The following is a 16,630-nucleotide window of genomic DNA, read 5'->3' as shown; positions in this document are numbered from 1 at the left end:
TATTCAGTATGTTCCAAATGTAGTGCTTTTATTTTTAAAGTCTATTAAGGCTTTTACGAGGAGAGCCAAACACAGCCAAAAACCATATTGTCTGAAAAAATCAATTTGTAACCAATTTACTGCAAAACCAATAAAAGAGAGCAATAAAATGACTCCAACGTATTTGTTTCGGAAAGAGGCTTTTGTCCATAATAAAAGGGAATAATAAATCGGTAATGCGACCAGAATAGTAAACAGTATGGTGCCGACAATGCCTGCTTCTGCCAATAACCGGGTGTACATATTATATTGTGGAGGAAAAGATTTATATTGTTGATTTTTATACATATAACTGTACTCCCAATTGTTCGCTGTCGCCCAATAAGGATAATGAGGTACCATGTGATAAGCACCTTGTCCAAAACCTACTCCACAAACAGGGTTTTCTTTAAAAACCTCCAAAGCAGCATATTGCATTCCAAACCTCGATTTATTGGAGATACTTTGTGTGAGATTTTTAGAGAAATTAATTCTATCAAGTTTTTCTTCTGCTGTATTTATAATAGCATTACCTTTAATCATGAGAATAGCAAAAACGGCCACCGCACCTATTTTTAATATATTGATAGTCTGCAACCTGAATCTTTCATCGTGCAATAAAACCAATAAGAATAAAAACAATTGCATTGAAATGACTATTAAAGCTGCTCTTGCATCTGAGAAAAAGGTAAGTATTAAAATGATTGTTATCGGAGCAAACCTCATCACTTTTTTTTCAGTAAAAATGTAGCTCAACATCCATGGTGTAACGAAAATCAGATAGTTACCCAAAGCTGGAATTTCGTAGGTTACCGATGAAATCCCGACCCGATGCCCCGTGTGAAGAGAGTTGTTCACAAAAGGAAAGAATTCAAACAAGCTCAAAACAGGTTTCAAAAATCCCATTCCGAAAAAGACAATAGCAATCTCTATAAAGCCATAAACCGAGACAAAAATGAAACTGTATAAGATTACTTTCCGAATCAGCCTGATACTTTTGACGATGCTTAAATCTTTGATTACATTCCAGAAAAGAAAAGTGAAACAACCTGCTGAAATCAACAAAGAAATGGTTTGCCTGATATATCGGTTAATTCCCGAAGTTTGCTTATAAAAACTGGTCGAAACTGTTCCATAATTTATCATTGTGGACAAAAATGTCCAGAGAATAAACAAAATTAATATGACAATCAACGGGTTTTTATAAGGGAAATAGATTTTCTTGGCAAGAACGTTTTCTGTTATGGCAACACCAAATCCCAGCAGAAAAAAGTATGATGCCGCTTCGTCTTTATATTCCCCCAGAAACGAAAGCCCGTCAAACTCGTTGAAGGGAATAAAGAATATCCCCAACAGAAACAATAGCGTGTATATTTGTTTTAGCGTAATCATTCTTCTGTTGTGTATTCTTTTATTTGCTTGATTAGCATATATCTGTAAATCATTGTACGGCTAAACCAAAGCAGTATAAATCCTGTAATTATACTGTTTAAGGTATGGAAAAAACCGATAAAAATTATCAGTAACACTACTGATATAATAATAACTAATATATTCGTTTTTTTTAATGTATGAATTGATGTTTTGGCTTCAAATGCTGATAAAATTGATGCAGAATACAACCGGATAACGCCAAGAATAATAAGCAAAACAATAGTCGTAATATAATCACGAAAACCAAAGTTGAGCAAATCAAATGCTGCGATAACATATATTGCCGCTACAATTCCTAAACTTAGCAAAATGCTAAAAAGGATTATTTGCTTATTGAATTTTTTAAATTTTTTCAATGAAAAATCATCTTTAAATTGTATCAACTGGCGAAAACCGACATAACTCTGCAACAGGGTGTATGGTGCCAAAACTAAATTACACAAGTAGAAATAATCTCCCAACATCACTACTCCCAACTGCTCTTCCACAATCAGCCTGTCACCGAAAAGCAACAAAGAAAGTGTCGATATGGAAATAAAAAAATGAAAAAAAGAGAGATTCGTTTCTTTTTTAGGCAACATTTCTTCAAAATCAAATTTGATTTTGTTGAAGACGACTATTCCTGTAAAAACCGTAATGATTATGATGGTTCCTAATAGCAACCCAATTAGCACATCAACATCTTTGTATTCCAATAACCAAAAAAACAACCCCAAAAACAGTAATATTATTTTCCATGAGTTGGCTAAAAGCTGTGCCTTCACAAATTCGTGGTTTAACCGGAACATATTAAACAAAAACAGCGAGTATATCGTCGCGGCAACAGCCAAAGCTACTATCCATATATTGTCGTAATATTGGGCATATTGCCGGATATAAACCAGCAAGGCAACGGCAGAAGCCACTATCACTATGGCGTAAATATATTTTAAAAAACTTTTCTGGGTGGCTATTCGGTTGATTTTAATGTAGCTGGAATACCTGAGAAAAACCTGCTCGAAACCTAACAAACCATATATATAAACTATCGAAATGAAAGTGACTATCAGTGAATATATACCGTATGCAGTTTCGTCCAATACTTCTTTTAACAACACATTTGCCGACAAAAAAGACAGCCCTCCTATTACAATAACAAGAAAAGACAGGTGTTCTTTTACAAACGATTTTATTTTTCCGGCAAACAATGAAACTGACATAAAAAACTATCTATTTTCCGGCTTCTTCATTTCTGAATTTCTTATATCTTTTAACAGTTTGTGCCACAAAAAAGAATATTAACAACAAAGCAATAGCCGGCAAAACTGGCTTGATGATACTTTTATTATGCAAATTTCGGTTACTGCTAACGTCATAAACCACTTTTTCTTCTTCAACAATCTGTACTTTTGTTTTGGTAATTTGTCGTAACAACTTGTTTTTTGTGAGCATCAGCTCATTGATTTGTGAATACAAATCTATTTTGATATCTCCGCTACCTCCAGACCTGTTTGCACCAATACTTTCAAAAACCGCATTGATATTCTCTACCGATTTTTCTAATTCTGCTAATCTATTCTGAGATTCTGCCACACCAATTTTCCGGACTTGAGCATAATACTCATCATTATTCAAATAATTAATCAAATCGGTGTAAATTCCATTATCAGTATCGGCAACATCAGTAAGATATTCAATTTTATGGTATCTGTATAGCTTCTCAACATTGTTGTCGTCTTTATACTTGCTGACCTCAATGGTGTTTTCACTCATATATTTAGCCATATCCAAATTATCTTTTTCATCAGACAGGAAACTATATATATCAATAATCGGCTCTATGTCAATCTTGGACACATGTTCTAATCCCGGAAAATTGTGCTGTTCAGATTTATTGAAATTATTGATTTTGTTATACGCATATTCCGTACTGCCGAAATTTGTCGCTACAACAACAACATTTCTATAAGCTCCTTTGTCGTTCTGGTGCATATAAACTCCTAAACCAACACCTATAATCAGCAGAATAATAGTGGCGATTATATTTTTCAGAAAAAAGGAAATAAACTTAAATATACCGTAAGCAATATTTTCAAAAAAGTTTTTGAATGATTTCCACAAATACGACAAATCAATCTCTTGGTTTTCTCTTGTAGTAGCTTTATTTTCTTCCATATAGTTTAGTTTAAAATCTGTTTCAAAATTTCGATAGTAATGGCGTATGTAGGCTTAACGCCCGTTGTTCCCAATCCGCCTGATGCCAGCGTGCTGCCGGTTTTCAGCGGATTATCTGATGCGTAATAAGCATATCTTATCTTCACATCAGGACAAATGCTTTTTCTTATTTTCGATGCCGATTGAATTGCTTTCTGGTAATGAGCACCTTCCATTTCCAGACCTACTGCTCCCCAGGTTGAATCCCGGAAAAATGCCAGCAAATCTTTGTTTTGCAAAGAGGTACCCAGCACAGTAATCATCGTGCCTGAAACCACCGGAATACCGTAATCTTCAAACATTTCCGACGACAACTCATTGTCAAACGGATAGTTATCACCTGTACCTTCATTGATGTGTGCAAAAGGAATCATGATGTCGCCCTTGTCGCCGTTCAGTATCCCTGCCTTACCCATAACCGAAATAGATTCAACGTTCAAATATATATCTTTTTTAAATGGTTTTAATAATTCGTCGATAGTTTCGTATGCCTGCTCGCCAAAAGCGTAATCCATCACGATAATTACCGGTTTTTGGTGGTCATCTTCCGGAATCTGATAATCTTTAAAAAGTGTTTCTCGAAAATCTATTTTGGCTGTATCGAAAATCTGCACATCAATATTAGTTCCTGTATTATCCGGAATAAAAATCATACCTTCCTTACCCGCCTGTTCTTTCACTTTTGCTCTCAACATCGAATTTTCGGACAGACTCAATGCTTCAAATATTTCCGTTCGCAAAGGGTTAATTTCATATTTTTTCAATGCTTTATGGGCAAAAATACTATTCATCACGCTGTGCATATTGGCACTGATAATATGTATCGGACGATGAATGATATTCAGCTTTTGTAAAACCGCTTTAATGTCTTCTGCCCAGGCATCTCCATGAATATGATGCCCGACACGCTCTCTCAAAATCGGACTGAAAGTGATGGTTCTTTTCTGCTCAAGCAACACCTCATCTAAAGCGAGCTGTCCGAGCCAGTATATCAAATGAATAAACCTATCCGGATTGTCTGGCGTGGCAAATGCCGGATAAACGAGGTTAATCTCTTCAAACGACCTGCCCAAAAGCCCCGACAAATGAGCCATGGCTTTTTCTCTTTCCACCGTATTCAATGCCTTTTTATGGGCAATCAATTCCTTAATTTTTGTCCAGTCGCGATTGGTAGAATCTTCTTCTTCGTCCAGAATCCGGTCTTTGATTTTGTGTGATTCGACAAAGATAAAAGTGAGATGCGTCAGAATATCATAAATATCCGAACGTCCGCGGGTAATCTCAATATTCATTTGTTCTTTGTCTATTCGGTAGCAATTTCTCCGTCTTTTTGGCGGAACAATCGGTTTGAAATGCGAATTGCGGTAACCTTCATCTGAAGTCAAATGAATGTAACGGCATTCTTCAATTCCTATCGGCAAGCGTTCAATCACATACAAAAGTCCGCTCAGTTCGACTTTTTCCTCGGCTATGCTCCCATAAATTTCGGGACGTAACAACAATAGTGCTTCCCGCAAAGTTTCGCCGGAAACGCCCATCGGCTTGTAAAATCCACGGTTAAACAAATGACGCATAGTGATGTAAATCCGTTCAACCGCCGCTGAAGATTCCTGAGCTCTGGAAAGTGCTATTTGTGTATTGGTTTTTGACATATAATCAGTTACTTAAAATTAATCCTATCGCCGGGTCGGCATAAGGTTTTTCTTTGTCCAAATCTTTTTCATCAACAAACTGCTCGTTACTGAACCAATAACCGTGTATGTATCGGTATGAATTGGATTTTTCTACGTGATTATTGACCATATCGGGTGCATAACGATAATCTTCAAACAAGGTTGTTTTTTTCACAAAGGTGTTCAACCTCGCCTGATTATTCTCCATCAGTATCCACTCGATAGCAACAAACACACCTTCTTCCGGCATTTTCAGATTGTGGTGCAATAATTCGATTTTGTTTTTTTTGTTTCCGCGTTTTATCGGTACAATAATCGGTTCGTCCAACAAATCATCACCCGGGCAACCGTTTTCGTCCGGCACGAGCAACCTCAGCTTAAAAGTTCCTTCCGCAACCATGCTTTTTGTATAAACGATAGCTTTGTCAATATATTGTACATGTCGAATTTCTTTTTCATTCGGAAAATAACGGGCAAAAATCCACGGCAGATTCCCCGGGTTGAAATAAAAATTTTCAAAATGTGCTTCGCCGATAGTGTGATGCAACGTTTTTTCAGGATAAACAATCAACTCATCAGGGTTCACTTCTTTTTGAATCTTTTGTAAAACGATGGTATCTGATGCTGTAATTTCTTTGAATTGCCGTTCATAGCCCGATGCCCAAAGTGCAATTTCTTCGCCTTCTTCTGCAAACGGAATAGAAAAACACCCGTTGTCGTCGGTAGTTGCTCCGGCAGAACTATCCATATTCCAGATATTTACATAAGGTATCGGCTCTTGTTCGGCATTCACAACCACGCCCGAAACCTGCTGTGCCTGTATCTGAAAAGTGATTAATCCTGTGATAAATAACAAAAACCTCATTGCAATTATATTTATGCCTTTTCTATATTATCGGCAATTTCCCTATCGTTTTTCAATCGTGGCAATTTATTTTGTCCGCCAAATTTCCCTTTGGATTTCATATATTCGTTAAATCCATCTTTTTTTACCGAAGTAATTACCACCGGACGCAGGATATTACCGCTTATTAAATCATCGTAATACACATTTTGCTTTCTCATTGCCTGGTCGATGATTTCGGCAAATTTTGCCTTGTCATTCGGTTCTTTTTCAAACTCGATTAGCCATTCGTGATACGGCAATCCTTCTTCCGGATTAATCTGCGGGGCAACGCTGAATTCCGTTACCAAAGTTCCTGTCGCTTCCGCAGCTTCCTGCAAAGCCGTTTCGACTTCTTTGGCAATCACATGTTCGCCAAATGCGGAAATATAATGCTTGATACGTCCGGTTACTACCACCCGATAAGGTTTTAGTGAGGTAAACATTACCGTGTCGCCGATATTATATGCCCACAAACCGGCGTTGGTCGAAATGATTAAAGCATAATTCACATCCAATTCTACTTCGTCTATGGTAAGTCTTTTCGGGTTTTCATCAAAAAATTCGTCTGCTTTAACAAATTCGTAGAAAATTCCGGCATCAAGCAACAACAACATTCCTTTTTCATTTTGCTTATCCTGAAAAGCAAAAAACCCTTCGGAAGCTGGAAACAGTTCAATCGAATCGACCCTTCTGCCTATCATCTGCTCAAATTTTGCCCGATAGGGTTCGTAATTTACCCCGCCGTAAATGAACAAATCAAACTTTTTGAACAATTCGCCCACCGGTTTGCCGGTTTTGGCAATCAACCGCTCAAAATACATCTGAATCCAAGATGGAATACCAGAAATTAACCGCATATCCTGTTTGGAAGTTTCTTCCACGATTGCATCTATTTTGGTTTCCCAATCTTCGATACAATTGGTTTCCCAGCCCGGCAAGCGGTTTTTCTGCAAATATTTTGGTACGTAATGAGCTACGATTCCGGACAATCTACCAAACTTCAATCCGTTTTTTTCTTCCAGAACCGGACTACCTTGCAGGAAAATCATCTTTCCATCTACCACTTTGGTATTATTAGTTTCCTGGATATAAAACAAAATCGCATTGCGTGCCGCTTTGATGTGAAACGGCATCGAATCTTTAGTCAGCGGAATAAATTTTGCCCCCGAAGTAGTTCCGGAAGTTTTTGCCAGATACAACGGTTTACCCGGCCACAAAACATTTGATTTTCCTTCAACAACCTTGTCCATATATGGGCGAAGTTCTTCATAATCACGTATCGGAACCCGACGAACAAAATCATCGTGATTTCGTATCGACATAAACAAATGATCTTTGCCAAAATCGGTATATTTTGCCTTACGGATAAGATGATTAAACCATTTTTCCTGTGTTTGTTGTGGTCTTATTATCCATTTTTGTGACTGCATGACCACGATATTGGCGAATATTCTGGCAAAAAATGCTTTGACTGACATATTTGATTTTTGGTATTTTTTCTGTAAAAACAAAGATATAAAATCTTTGGGTAGAAAGGCTGTTATTCTGCAATTGTTAAGCTTTTAATAAAAATACACAAGTGGCCGTAATCTGATAAATCTATTTGTCGTATCTTTGTACTACATAAATAAATATTATTATGAATTCATTTATAATTTTGGGCATGCCAAGCTGGACAAATATATTAATTATCCTCGTGGTGGTGCTGTTGCTTTTTGGTGGCAAAAAAATTCCTGAACTGATGAAGGGCTTAGGCTCAGGCATCAAGGAATTCAAAGACGCTACTAAAGAAGAGAATACAAAAAACAACTCACAAAATAATAATCCTGAATAAATCCGCAATATTATGGGCAGATTCGGTGCTACGGAAATTATACTTATCGCTGTCGTTTTACTATTATTATTCGGTGGCAAAAAAATCCCTGAACTGATGAAAGGATTAGGCTCAGGCATAAAGGAGTTCAAAGACGCTACTAAAGAAGAAAACAGCAAAAAGGATAATACAGAGAATAAATCCGAATAGTTTTCTTTCAGAGAAATAACTTTTATAAAAATTGTTTCGGAATTTCGATTCCTGAAAAGTCTTTCTATGTTTTTTGGAAAGACTTCTCTTTTTTTGTGCCTATATCAATACATTTTTTAAATTTGTAGTTTATTAATTTTACTTAAATATGTTACAGATAGCTTATATCAGAGAAAACAAAGAGCAAGTCATCACTGCATTGGCAAAGCGGAATATCGATGCCCGTGAGATGATTGAACACACCTTGCAACTCGACGAAAACCGTCGTAAAACACAGGTTGAACTGGATAATATCCTGGCTGAGTCCAATAAGCTATCGAAAGAAATCGGGAATTTGATGAAAAATGGCGAAAAAACCAAAGCCGACCTCGTCAAAGAGAAAACTTCCCGTCTTAAAGAAAAAAGCAAAGAATTATCGGACAGGCTTAACGATTTTACCGAGCAACTTTCACAGCAATTATATCAGATTCCAAACACACCAACAGATATCGTCCCGGCCGGAAAAAACGAGGAAGATAACGAAACTGTTTTTGAACACGGAGAAATTCCGAAATTGTCTGAGAATGCTTTGCCACATTGGGAGTTAGCCAAAAAATATGATATCATAGATTTTGATTTAGGAGCAAAAATCACTGGTGCTGGTTTTCCGGTTTACAAAGGCAAAGGTGCCCGATTACAGCGTGCGTTGATTTCCTATTTCTTAGACAAAAATACCGCTGCCGGTTATCAGGAATTTCAGGTACCACATTTGGTAAACGAGGCGTCTGGTTACGGAACCGGGCAATTACCTGACAAAGAAGGACAAATGTATCACGTAACCGCTGATGATTTATATCTGATTCCGACTGCCGAAGTGCCGGTAACCAATATGTACAGAGATGTGATTCTCAACGAAAATGATTTACCAGTCAAAGCAACGGGTTACACGCCGTGTTTTCGACGAGAAGCCGGTTCATACGGTGCACACGTACGTGGGCTAAATCGTTTGCACCAATTTGACAAGGTAGAAATCGTTCGCATAGAACACCCTGATAATTCCTACAAGGCATTAGACGGAATGGTTGATCACGTCAAAGACATTTTAAATGAACTCAAATTACCATACAGAATATTGAGATTATGTGGCGGAGACATGGGCTTTACCTCTGCCCTGACCTATGATTTTGAAGTGTTTTCCACAGCTCAGGATCGCTGGTTAGAAATTTCATCTGTGTCTAACTTTGAAACCTATCAGGCAAATCGTTTGAAATTGCGTTTCAGGAACAGCGAAGGCAAAACCCAGCTGGCTCATACCCTGAATGGTAGTTCGCTGGCTCTGCCCCGGGTGTTGGCAGGAATTTTAGAGAATTATCAAACCCCGGAAGGAATTGTTATTCCGGAAGTATTAAGACCATACACAGGATTTGATATCATCGACTAAAAAACACAAAACACCAATCCAAAATTGGTGTTTTTTATTCCTTTAATCATCAAAAAAATATTATGTATATATACAACGTTACAATAAACATTGACGAAAGCGTTCACAGCAAATGGCTGGAGTGGATGAAAACCAAGCACATCAACGATGTTTTGGCGACGAAAAAATTCACATCTGCCCGATTGGTCAGAGTATTGGTTGAAGAAGAAATGGGAGGTATGACCTATTCCGTGCAATATTTCGCACCAAGCAAACAGCACCTCGACGAATATTATCAGCAATATGCCGATGCACTGAGGCAAGAAGGCTTGCAACTGTTCGGCAACAAAATGCTGGCTTTTAGAACTGAATTAGAAATTATCAGCGAACATTAATCATGGAAAAAGTACGTGCCAAAAAACATCTCGGACAACATTTTCTGACCGATGAAAACATTGCCCAGAAAATAGCAGACAGCCTCACTTTTGACGGCTACAACCACATTCTGGAAATCGGACCGGGAATGGGCGTGCTTACCAAGTATCTATTGCAAAAACCTGTCGAAACTTTTGTCGTGGAAATCGATGGGGAATCAGTTCGTTATCTCGAAAAAAATTATCCGAAACTGCACGGACATATTATCGAAGAGGATTTTCTGCAATATAATTTCCAAAAAATATTTGGCAGGGACCATTTTGCCATAATCGGAAATTTCCCCTACAATATTTCTTCTCAAATTGTTTTCAAAGCGTTGGAAATGAGAGAACAGGTAATTGAATTTTCGGGAATGTTCCAGAAAGAAGTTGCCGAGCGAATCTGTGAAAAAGCAGGAAGCAAAACCTACGGGATTTTATCCGTTTTGTGCCAAGCATTTTATGAAGTCGAATATCTGTTTACAGTGTCGGAGCAGGTTTTTTCGCCTCCGCCCAAGGTAAAATCGGGAGTAATGCGAATGAAACGAAAAGCAGATTATCATTTACCATGTAATGAAAAACTTTTTTTCAGTGTGGTCAAATCGGCATTTAACCAAAGAAGAAAAACACTAAGAAACAGCCTGAAAAGCTATCTTACCGAGGAAATAAAATCTGATATTTTATTTGATAAAAGACCTGAACAGCTGGCAGTAGAAGAATTTATCAATATCACAAAAAAAATAGAAGTGTATGGAGTTTGCCATCAATAAAGAATATATTCAGCACATTGAATCGCTCATTGAAGAAAACAACAGCAATGAGCTGATGCGGTTGCTGCATGATGTTCACGGAGCGGATATTGCGGAATTGATGAATGAGTTGAAACCTCAGGACGCCAGCTATTTGTTTAAGCAATTTGATTCTGAAATCAGTTCGGAGATATTATTGGAACTCGACGAAGAGGTTCGGGAAGAAATTCTGAAAAACTTGTCTGCCAAAGAAATCGCGGAAGAGTTGGACGAACTCGATACCGATGATGCTGCCGATATTATCGGGGAACTAGACGAGCACATCAAAGACCACGTAATCGCTGAGCTGGAAGATTTTGAGCATGCCAAAGACATCGTCGAATTACTTCGCTATGACGAAGATACTGCCGGTGGTTTGATGGCGAAGGAATACATTCAGGCAAATGAAAACTGGAATGTTTTGACTTGTATTCAGGAAATCAGAAAACAGGCAGAACATGTTTCTCGCGTACATTCTATTTATGTGGTTGATGACGAAGACCGGCTGAAAGGACGACTTTCGCTCAAAGATTTGATTACATCTTCGACGACTACACAAATCAAAGATATTTATATCCCGAAAGTAGATTATGTAAAAGTAGATGACGAAGCCATTGATGTAGCTCACGTGATGCAGAAATACGATTTGGAAGCCATTCCTGTTGTGGACGAAACCGGGCGTTTGGTCGGACGGATTACGATTGATGACATTGTAGATGTTATCCGGGAAGAAGCCGACAAAGATTACCAGATGGCTGCCGGTATCTCACAAGACGTAGAGGCCGATGACAGCATCTGGGTACTGACAAAAGCACGGTTACCTTGGCTCTTATTGGCATTATTAGGAAGTTTTATTGCCGTAAATGTTTCCAGTGGATTTGATAGTGCATTAACCGAATATCCGATTTTATTTTTCTTTACACCGCTTATTGCTGCGATGGCAGGGAATGTCGGGGTGCAATCATCAGCGATTATCGTTCAGGGTCTTGCCAACAACTCGCTGAGCGGTTCGACCTTGAAAAGGCTTGGCAAAGAGATTTTGCTGAGTATGCTCAACAGCGTGGCATTGGCTATTCTATTATTATTTGCTACACATTTTATCCTGCAAACATCCTATGATGTATCAATTACTGTCGCGATTTCTTTGGTTACCGTTATGGTTATCGCCAGCGTAATCGGCACATTAATCCCAATTTTGTTGGACAAATATGGTATTGACCCCGCATTGGCAACTGGTCCATTTATTACTACATCTAACGATATTTTCGGGATTTTGATTTACTTTACTTTGGCTAAAATGATTTTAGGGTTTTAAGAGTCTGTTTAAAATTTATCTTGCAAAACAAATGAAAACACACCGATCTAAAATTGATAAATTTTATTGGTTTATCTTATTATTTTTTGTGGTCATGGCGGTATATGGAATAGTTATACAAGAATGGCTGATGACTACTATTGGCGTGTTAAGTTCTGCTTATTTTTGCCTTATATTTTTCACCATGCGTTATGTTATCGATGATGAGTATTTATCGATTCGAACCAAATTTTTTCCTAATCAAAAAGTTGCTTTGCAAAACATTCGGAAAATAGAAGAAAGCAATAGCATTCTTGCCGCACCTGCTTTTTCGTTTGACCGGTTAGAAATCCTTTATAATAAGTTTGATAGCATTCTTGTATCGCCCGAAAATAAAGAACAATTCATCGCTGATTTACTAAATATTAATCCAGATATTGAGGTGAGGTATAAGAAAAAGAGCTGAGTATTTTTCACTTCACAAACACTAAAACCAAAAACCTACTGCAAACCACGTATAATGATTTTTGGTTTCGGGTGACCAGCTGTGTTTAATTTCTATGGGGCCGATGACTGACTGATAACCGTAGCCTAAAGCATAGCCGCTGTATGCCGGTTTGTCAATCCAATCGGCATATTGAAAAATTCCATTGCCGACCTGTGCATAATTACCCGAAAAATTAACATGGTGTTTTTTCAACAATTCATAATCTATCCGGAAAGAACCTTTGATGTATGAGTCATTAAACAAGCTCAGGAAATCATAGCCATAAAAAGGCTGAATATTATATACCGAATTAAAGCCATATCCCCCAAGAAAGTAGTTGAGAAAAGTAGGTACATTCGCCCCGATAGTTATCCCAACATCACCTTTCACTTCAACACTCAGCCGATTGAAAAAAGTTTTAGTCATGCCGAGTTCTGCTGTAATCTGTGAGAAATTGCTAAAATCTTCATTGTAATCAGACGAGTGAAAATAATTTTTGTATTCGGCGGTAAAAATCACCCCTTTAGTCGGAAAATATTTGTCATCGTATGTATCAAGCGTAATATTACCGAACGCCGAAAAATAATGACTTTTGTCCAACCATGGTTTATCTAACCGGATATTTTTCAAATCTACCTGATTGAACTTATGCTCAACCCCCAACCCTATCCGGAACCGTTCCTTGTAATAAGTCTGGAAATACAACCGGTTGGTCAGGTCAATATATTTCGTAGTAAAAGCTTTCATCTGCGGAAAATCTTCAAACGCATAATCATGAAACTCCACCGTTCTGTTCAGCGTGTTTAGTTTGGATTGCACTCCTACACTCCACAAATAACCGTTATCGACATAATAATTGAAAAAATACCGGAAATTATCGCCAAACACTGCGTCCAGCGAAGCCACATCGTTTTTAAACAACAATTTTTTCTGTGTCAGATTGACCAATGCGGCACTTTTGTACAAGCCATCATAATGAATAGAAAATTTCGCAAACCGCCTGATTCGATTTTCCTTTAGCGTAATGTACAGATTATCACAATTATCATACAAACTATCAGACGCAAACTCATACGATATCGAACTGAAATTTTGTGTAGCATTGAGGTCATTCATTCCGGAAACGAGCTTTTTGAATGTCGTTTGCTGAAAAGGTCTTACCTTTATTTTACCATAAATATAGTTTCGGGTATAATTCTCAATTCCGCTAATATGAATTTCGTTTATATCTACAAAATCATCTCCTTTATCTACATAATTCGGAGGATTATTCACATATTCCGGCTGTCCTAACCGACTGAAATCTTCCTGATATTTCCGGGCTGCATCAACGCCTCTTTTAATAATTTCGATTCCGCTGTCAAACGAAACCACCGAAAATCCTCTGATATCTGGTTTGATATAATAATCGGTTTCCTCAATCTTTCTGGGCATTTCAGAAACCATAGAATAATTGGAAATCTGAAAGAGAATATCTGACATTCCTTTGAGGTCGTCCAGTTCTTTCAAACCGTCCTGCACATCTACACCAATAACTATATCCGCACCCATTTCTTTAACAATATCTATCGGATAATTATCTGCAATTCCTCCGTCAATCAGTGTTTTTCCGTCGATTTCAACTGGCGTATATAATGAAGGGAAAGCTCCGCTCGCCAAAATGCTCTGTGTCAGGTTACCTCCACGCAAAATTACTCCTTCGCCCGTGACTAAATTTGTAGCCACACAGGCAAACGGAATAGGCAGCTGGCTGAAATCGCGTTCATACCGCACGTGAGCCAATAATTCGGAAAGCAGATTATTGTTATACATTCCTTTGGATAATGCTTTGGGCATCGTGATTTTGAAATCTTCAAACGGCAACTGCAAAGCGTACACCTCGTTATTTCTTTTCTCGTAAAATGATTTGGATATCCTCGGGATATAATCCTGCACTAATGCCTCAGCATCTACTTGCCTGAAAATAGAATCCAGTTCGGTAGCTGTATAACCCGACGCATACAAGCCGCCGATAATCGCACCCATGCTTGTTCCGGCGATGTAATCAACCTTTACACCGTTTTCTTCCAGCACTTTCAAAACGCCGATATGAGCCAACCCTTTTGCCCCGCCGCCACTAAGAACCACTCCGACTTTCGGACGCAAAGTATCTTGTGCCTGAATTGTCAGACACGGGAGTAAAAACAGTAACATAAGTAGTTTTTTCATATCGAATCCTGATTGAGAAATGCAGTTATTTTTTCGGCTTTATCTTTTCCAACGACCTGAGCAATATCTTCCACCGGCGTATCTTTCAAGCGTTTAACCGATTTGAATTTTTCCATCAGCTTTTGCCTGGTCTTTTCGCCCACACCCGGAATATCGTCTAAGGCAGAATGTACTGCTTTTTTGCTTCGTGTATTCCTGTGAAACGTAATACCGAACCGATGGGCTTCATTCCGAGCGTTCTGAATCACTTTCAGCGTTTCGGATTTTTTATCCAGATACAACGGTGCAGAATCACCCGGGAAATAAATTTCTTCCAATCGTTTTGCGATTCCCAAGATAGCTATTTTTCCTCTCAATCCCAAAGCATCGATACTTTTTAACGCTGAAGACAATTGTCCTTTTCCTCCGTCGATAATAATCAGTTGCGGCAAAGGCTGGTTTTCGTCCAGCAAGCGTTTGTACCGCCGATAAACCACTTCTTCCATTGAAGCAAAATCATCAGGACCTTCTACCGTTTTGATGTGATAATGCCGGTAATCTTTCTTGCTTGGTTTTCCATCTTTGAACACCACACATGCCGACACCGGATTGGTTCCTTGTATATTGGAATTGTCAAAACATTCGATGTGGCGAGGTTCTTCCGGCAAGCGTAAATCTTTTTTCATCTGCTGCATGATGCGGGAAATATGCTGTTCGGGGTCAGTAAATTTTTCCTGCTTGATTTGATTCAGCCGGTAGTATTTTGCATTTCGTTCCGAAAGGTCGAGCAATCTTTTTTTGTCGCCCAGCTGCGGAATCATGCAAGTGATTTTATCGCCCAATTCTACCGGAAAAGGCACAATCACTTCTTTTGCCTGTAAATGAAACCGCTCTCGCAATTCCACAATACCCAATGTCAGCAAATCGTTGTCGGATTCGTCCATTTTCTTTTTCAATTCTAAAGTATGTGAACGGATAATCGCTCCGTTGATAATTTGCAGAAAATTGACGTATGCCATTGCTTCGTCCGAAATAATAGAGAAAACATCTACATTGGATATTTTGGTACTCACCACCGTTGATTTTGCCTGATAATTTTCCAGTGATTCGAGTTTTTCCTTGATTTCCTGTGCTTCTTCAAACCGCAAATCGGCGGCTAAATCCTGCATTTGTTGCCGGAAATCTTTCAAATTCTCTTTGAAATTACCTTTCAGGATATTTCTGACTGCATTGATTTTTTCCTGATAACGTTCGGGTGTTTCCAGTCCTTCACAAGGTCCTTCACAGTTTTTGATATGGTATTCCAAACACACCCGGTAATCATTATTTGCAATCGCCGACGGACTTAAATCGTATTTACAAGTTCTTAATTTGTACAATCCTCTGATTAAATCAAGAAGTGTATAAACCGTTTTGATATTGGTATATGGACCAAAATATTCCGAACCGTCTTTGATGACTCTTCTCGTTAGGAAAACTCTCGGAAAATCTTCTTTTTTAATGCAAATCCACGGATAAGATTTATCATCTTTGAGCAGCACATTGTAGCGGGGCTGTAACCGTTTGATAAGGTTATTTTCCAACAGCAAAGCGTCGGTTTCGGTTTCCACGACAGTATGTTCGATACGGGCAATTTTCCGTACCAGCAAACGCGTTTTGGCGTGGTCGTGCTGTTTAACGAAATAAGATTTTACCCTTTTGTTCAAATCCTTTGCCTTACCTACATAAAGAATCTTACCGTTTTTATCAAAATACTGATAAACACCCGGCAAGTGAGGAATGGCTTGTATCTGAACTTCTAATTCGGGGTTGATATCCATTATTGATTGCTGCGT

The 16,630-nt window shown here is 38.3% G+C and carries 15 protein-coding genes; 7 read left to right on the top strand and 8 right to left on the bottom strand.

Going from position 1 to position 16,630, the window contains the following annotated elements:
* Positions 1–3: 3 nt before the first annotated feature.
* Genes CDL10_RS03340 through CDL10_RS03315 form a run of 6 tightly spaced genes read right to left on the bottom strand, consistent with a single transcriptional unit; the run spans position 4 to position 7,682 of the window.
* Positions 4–1,410: an O-antigen ligase family protein gene (locus tag CDL10_RS03340; protein ID WP_100677229.1), complete on the bottom strand. Its 1,407-nt coding sequence runs from the start codon at positions 1,408–1,410 to the stop codon at positions 4–6.
* Positions 1,407–2,651, bottom strand: a complete 1,245-nt coding sequence (locus tag CDL10_RS03335) for a polysaccharide biosynthesis protein (RefSeq protein WP_100677228.1) — start codon at positions 2,649–2,651, stop codon at positions 1,407–1,409. Before CDL10_RS03335 ends, CDL10_RS03340 begins: the two co-directional genes overlap by 4 nt.
* A gap of 10 nt (positions 2,652–2,661) precedes the next feature.
* A complete protein-coding gene (locus tag CDL10_RS03330; protein ID WP_100677227.1) occupies positions 2,662–3,606 on the bottom strand; it encodes a hypothetical protein in 945 nt (314 codons plus the stop codon).
* Positions 3,607–3,611: 5 nt separating this feature from the next.
* Positions 3,612–5,297 carry a DUF6909 family protein gene (locus CDL10_RS03325; RefSeq protein WP_100677226.1) on the bottom strand — a complete coding sequence of 562 codons (1,686 nt, stop codon included), beginning with the start codon at positions 5,295–5,297 and terminating at the stop codon, positions 3,612–3,614.
* Positions 5,298–5,301: 4 nt separating this feature from the next.
* Positions 5,302–6,183: a carboxypeptidase-like regulatory domain-containing protein gene (locus tag CDL10_RS03320; protein ID WP_100677225.1), complete on the bottom strand. Its 882-nt coding sequence runs from the start codon at positions 6,181–6,183 to the stop codon at positions 5,302–5,304.
* A gap of 11 nt (positions 6,184–6,194) precedes the next feature.
* A complete protein-coding gene (locus CDL10_RS03315) occupies positions 6,195–7,682 on the bottom strand; it encodes a GH3 family domain-containing protein (protein ID WP_100677224.1) in 1,488 nt (495 codons plus the stop codon).
* A gap of 161 nt (positions 7,683–7,843) precedes the next feature.
* Between CDL10_RS03315 and tatA (CDL10_RS03310) the strand changes: the two genes are divergently transcribed.
* The 7 genes from tatA (CDL10_RS03310) to CDL10_RS03280 all read left to right on the top strand — a co-directional run bounded on the left by tatA (CDL10_RS03310) (position 7,844) and on the right by CDL10_RS03280 (position 12,587).
* A complete protein-coding gene (tatA, locus tag CDL10_RS03310) occupies positions 7,844–8,038 on the top strand; it encodes a twin-arginine translocase TatA/TatE family subunit (protein WP_100677223.1) in 195 nt (64 codons plus the stop codon).
* A 12-nt stretch (positions 8,039–8,050) separates the two neighbouring features.
* On the top strand, positions 8,051–8,227 hold the full coding sequence (gene tatA, locus CDL10_RS03305; RefSeq protein WP_100677222.1) for a twin-arginine translocase TatA/TatE family subunit: 177 nt from the start codon (positions 8,051–8,053) through the stop codon (positions 8,225–8,227).
* Between the two features lie 148 nt (positions 8,228–8,375).
* Positions 8,376–9,647: a serine--tRNA ligase gene (serS, locus tag CDL10_RS03300; RefSeq protein ID WP_100677221.1), complete on the top strand. Its 1,272-nt coding sequence runs from the start codon at positions 8,376–8,378 to the stop codon at positions 9,645–9,647.
* A gap of 62 nt (positions 9,648–9,709) precedes the next feature.
* The gene (locus CDL10_RS03295; RefSeq protein ID WP_100677220.1) at positions 9,710–10,021 is read left to right on the top strand and encodes a DUF4286 family protein; all 312 of its coding nucleotides are present in this window, start codon (positions 9,710–9,712) and stop codon (positions 10,019–10,021) included.
* A 2-nt stretch (positions 10,022–10,023) separates the two neighbouring features.
* Complete coding sequence (gene rsmA / locus CDL10_RS03290) at positions 10,024–10,809, top strand: 16S rRNA (adenine(1518)-N(6)/adenine(1519)-N(6))-dimethyltransferase RsmA (protein WP_100677219.1); 786 nt, start codon at positions 10,024–10,026, stop codon at positions 10,807–10,809.
* Complete coding sequence (gene mgtE, locus CDL10_RS03285; RefSeq protein WP_100677218.1) at positions 10,790–12,142, top strand: magnesium transporter; 1,353 nt, start codon at positions 10,790–10,792, stop codon at positions 12,140–12,142. The genes rsmA and mgtE overlap by 20 nt, the downstream gene beginning before the upstream one ends.
* A gap of 31 nt (positions 12,143–12,173) precedes the next feature.
* Positions 12,174–12,587, top strand: coding sequence for a PH domain-containing protein (locus tag CDL10_RS03280; protein WP_100677217.1), 414 nt, complete (start codon positions 12,174–12,176; stop codon positions 12,585–12,587).
* 21 nt (positions 12,588–12,608) lie between these two features.
* On the opposite strand, the gene CDL10_RS03275 is transcribed toward CDL10_RS03280, so the two are convergent.
* Together CDL10_RS03275 and uvrC are read right to left on the bottom strand one after the other, a co-directional pair.
* A complete protein-coding gene (locus tag CDL10_RS03275) occupies positions 12,609–14,816 on the bottom strand; it encodes a patatin-like phospholipase family protein (protein WP_100677216.1) in 2,208 nt (735 codons plus the stop codon).
* The gene (gene uvrC, locus CDL10_RS03270) at positions 14,813–16,615 is read right to left on the bottom strand and encodes an excinuclease ABC subunit UvrC (RefSeq protein WP_100678619.1); all 1,803 of its coding nucleotides are present in this window, start codon (positions 16,613–16,615) and stop codon (positions 14,813–14,815) included. Before uvrC ends, CDL10_RS03275 begins: the two co-directional genes overlap by 4 nt.
* Positions 16,616–16,630 lie beyond the last annotated feature (15 nt).

The organism is Avrilella dinanensis (assembly GCF_002807015.1).
In the GTDB taxonomy this organism is placed as follows: Bacteria; Bacteroidota; Bacteroidia; order Flavobacteriales; family Flavobacteriaceae; genus Flavobacterium; species Flavobacterium dinanensis.
This window is presented reverse-complemented; position numbering and strand designations above follow the sequence as displayed.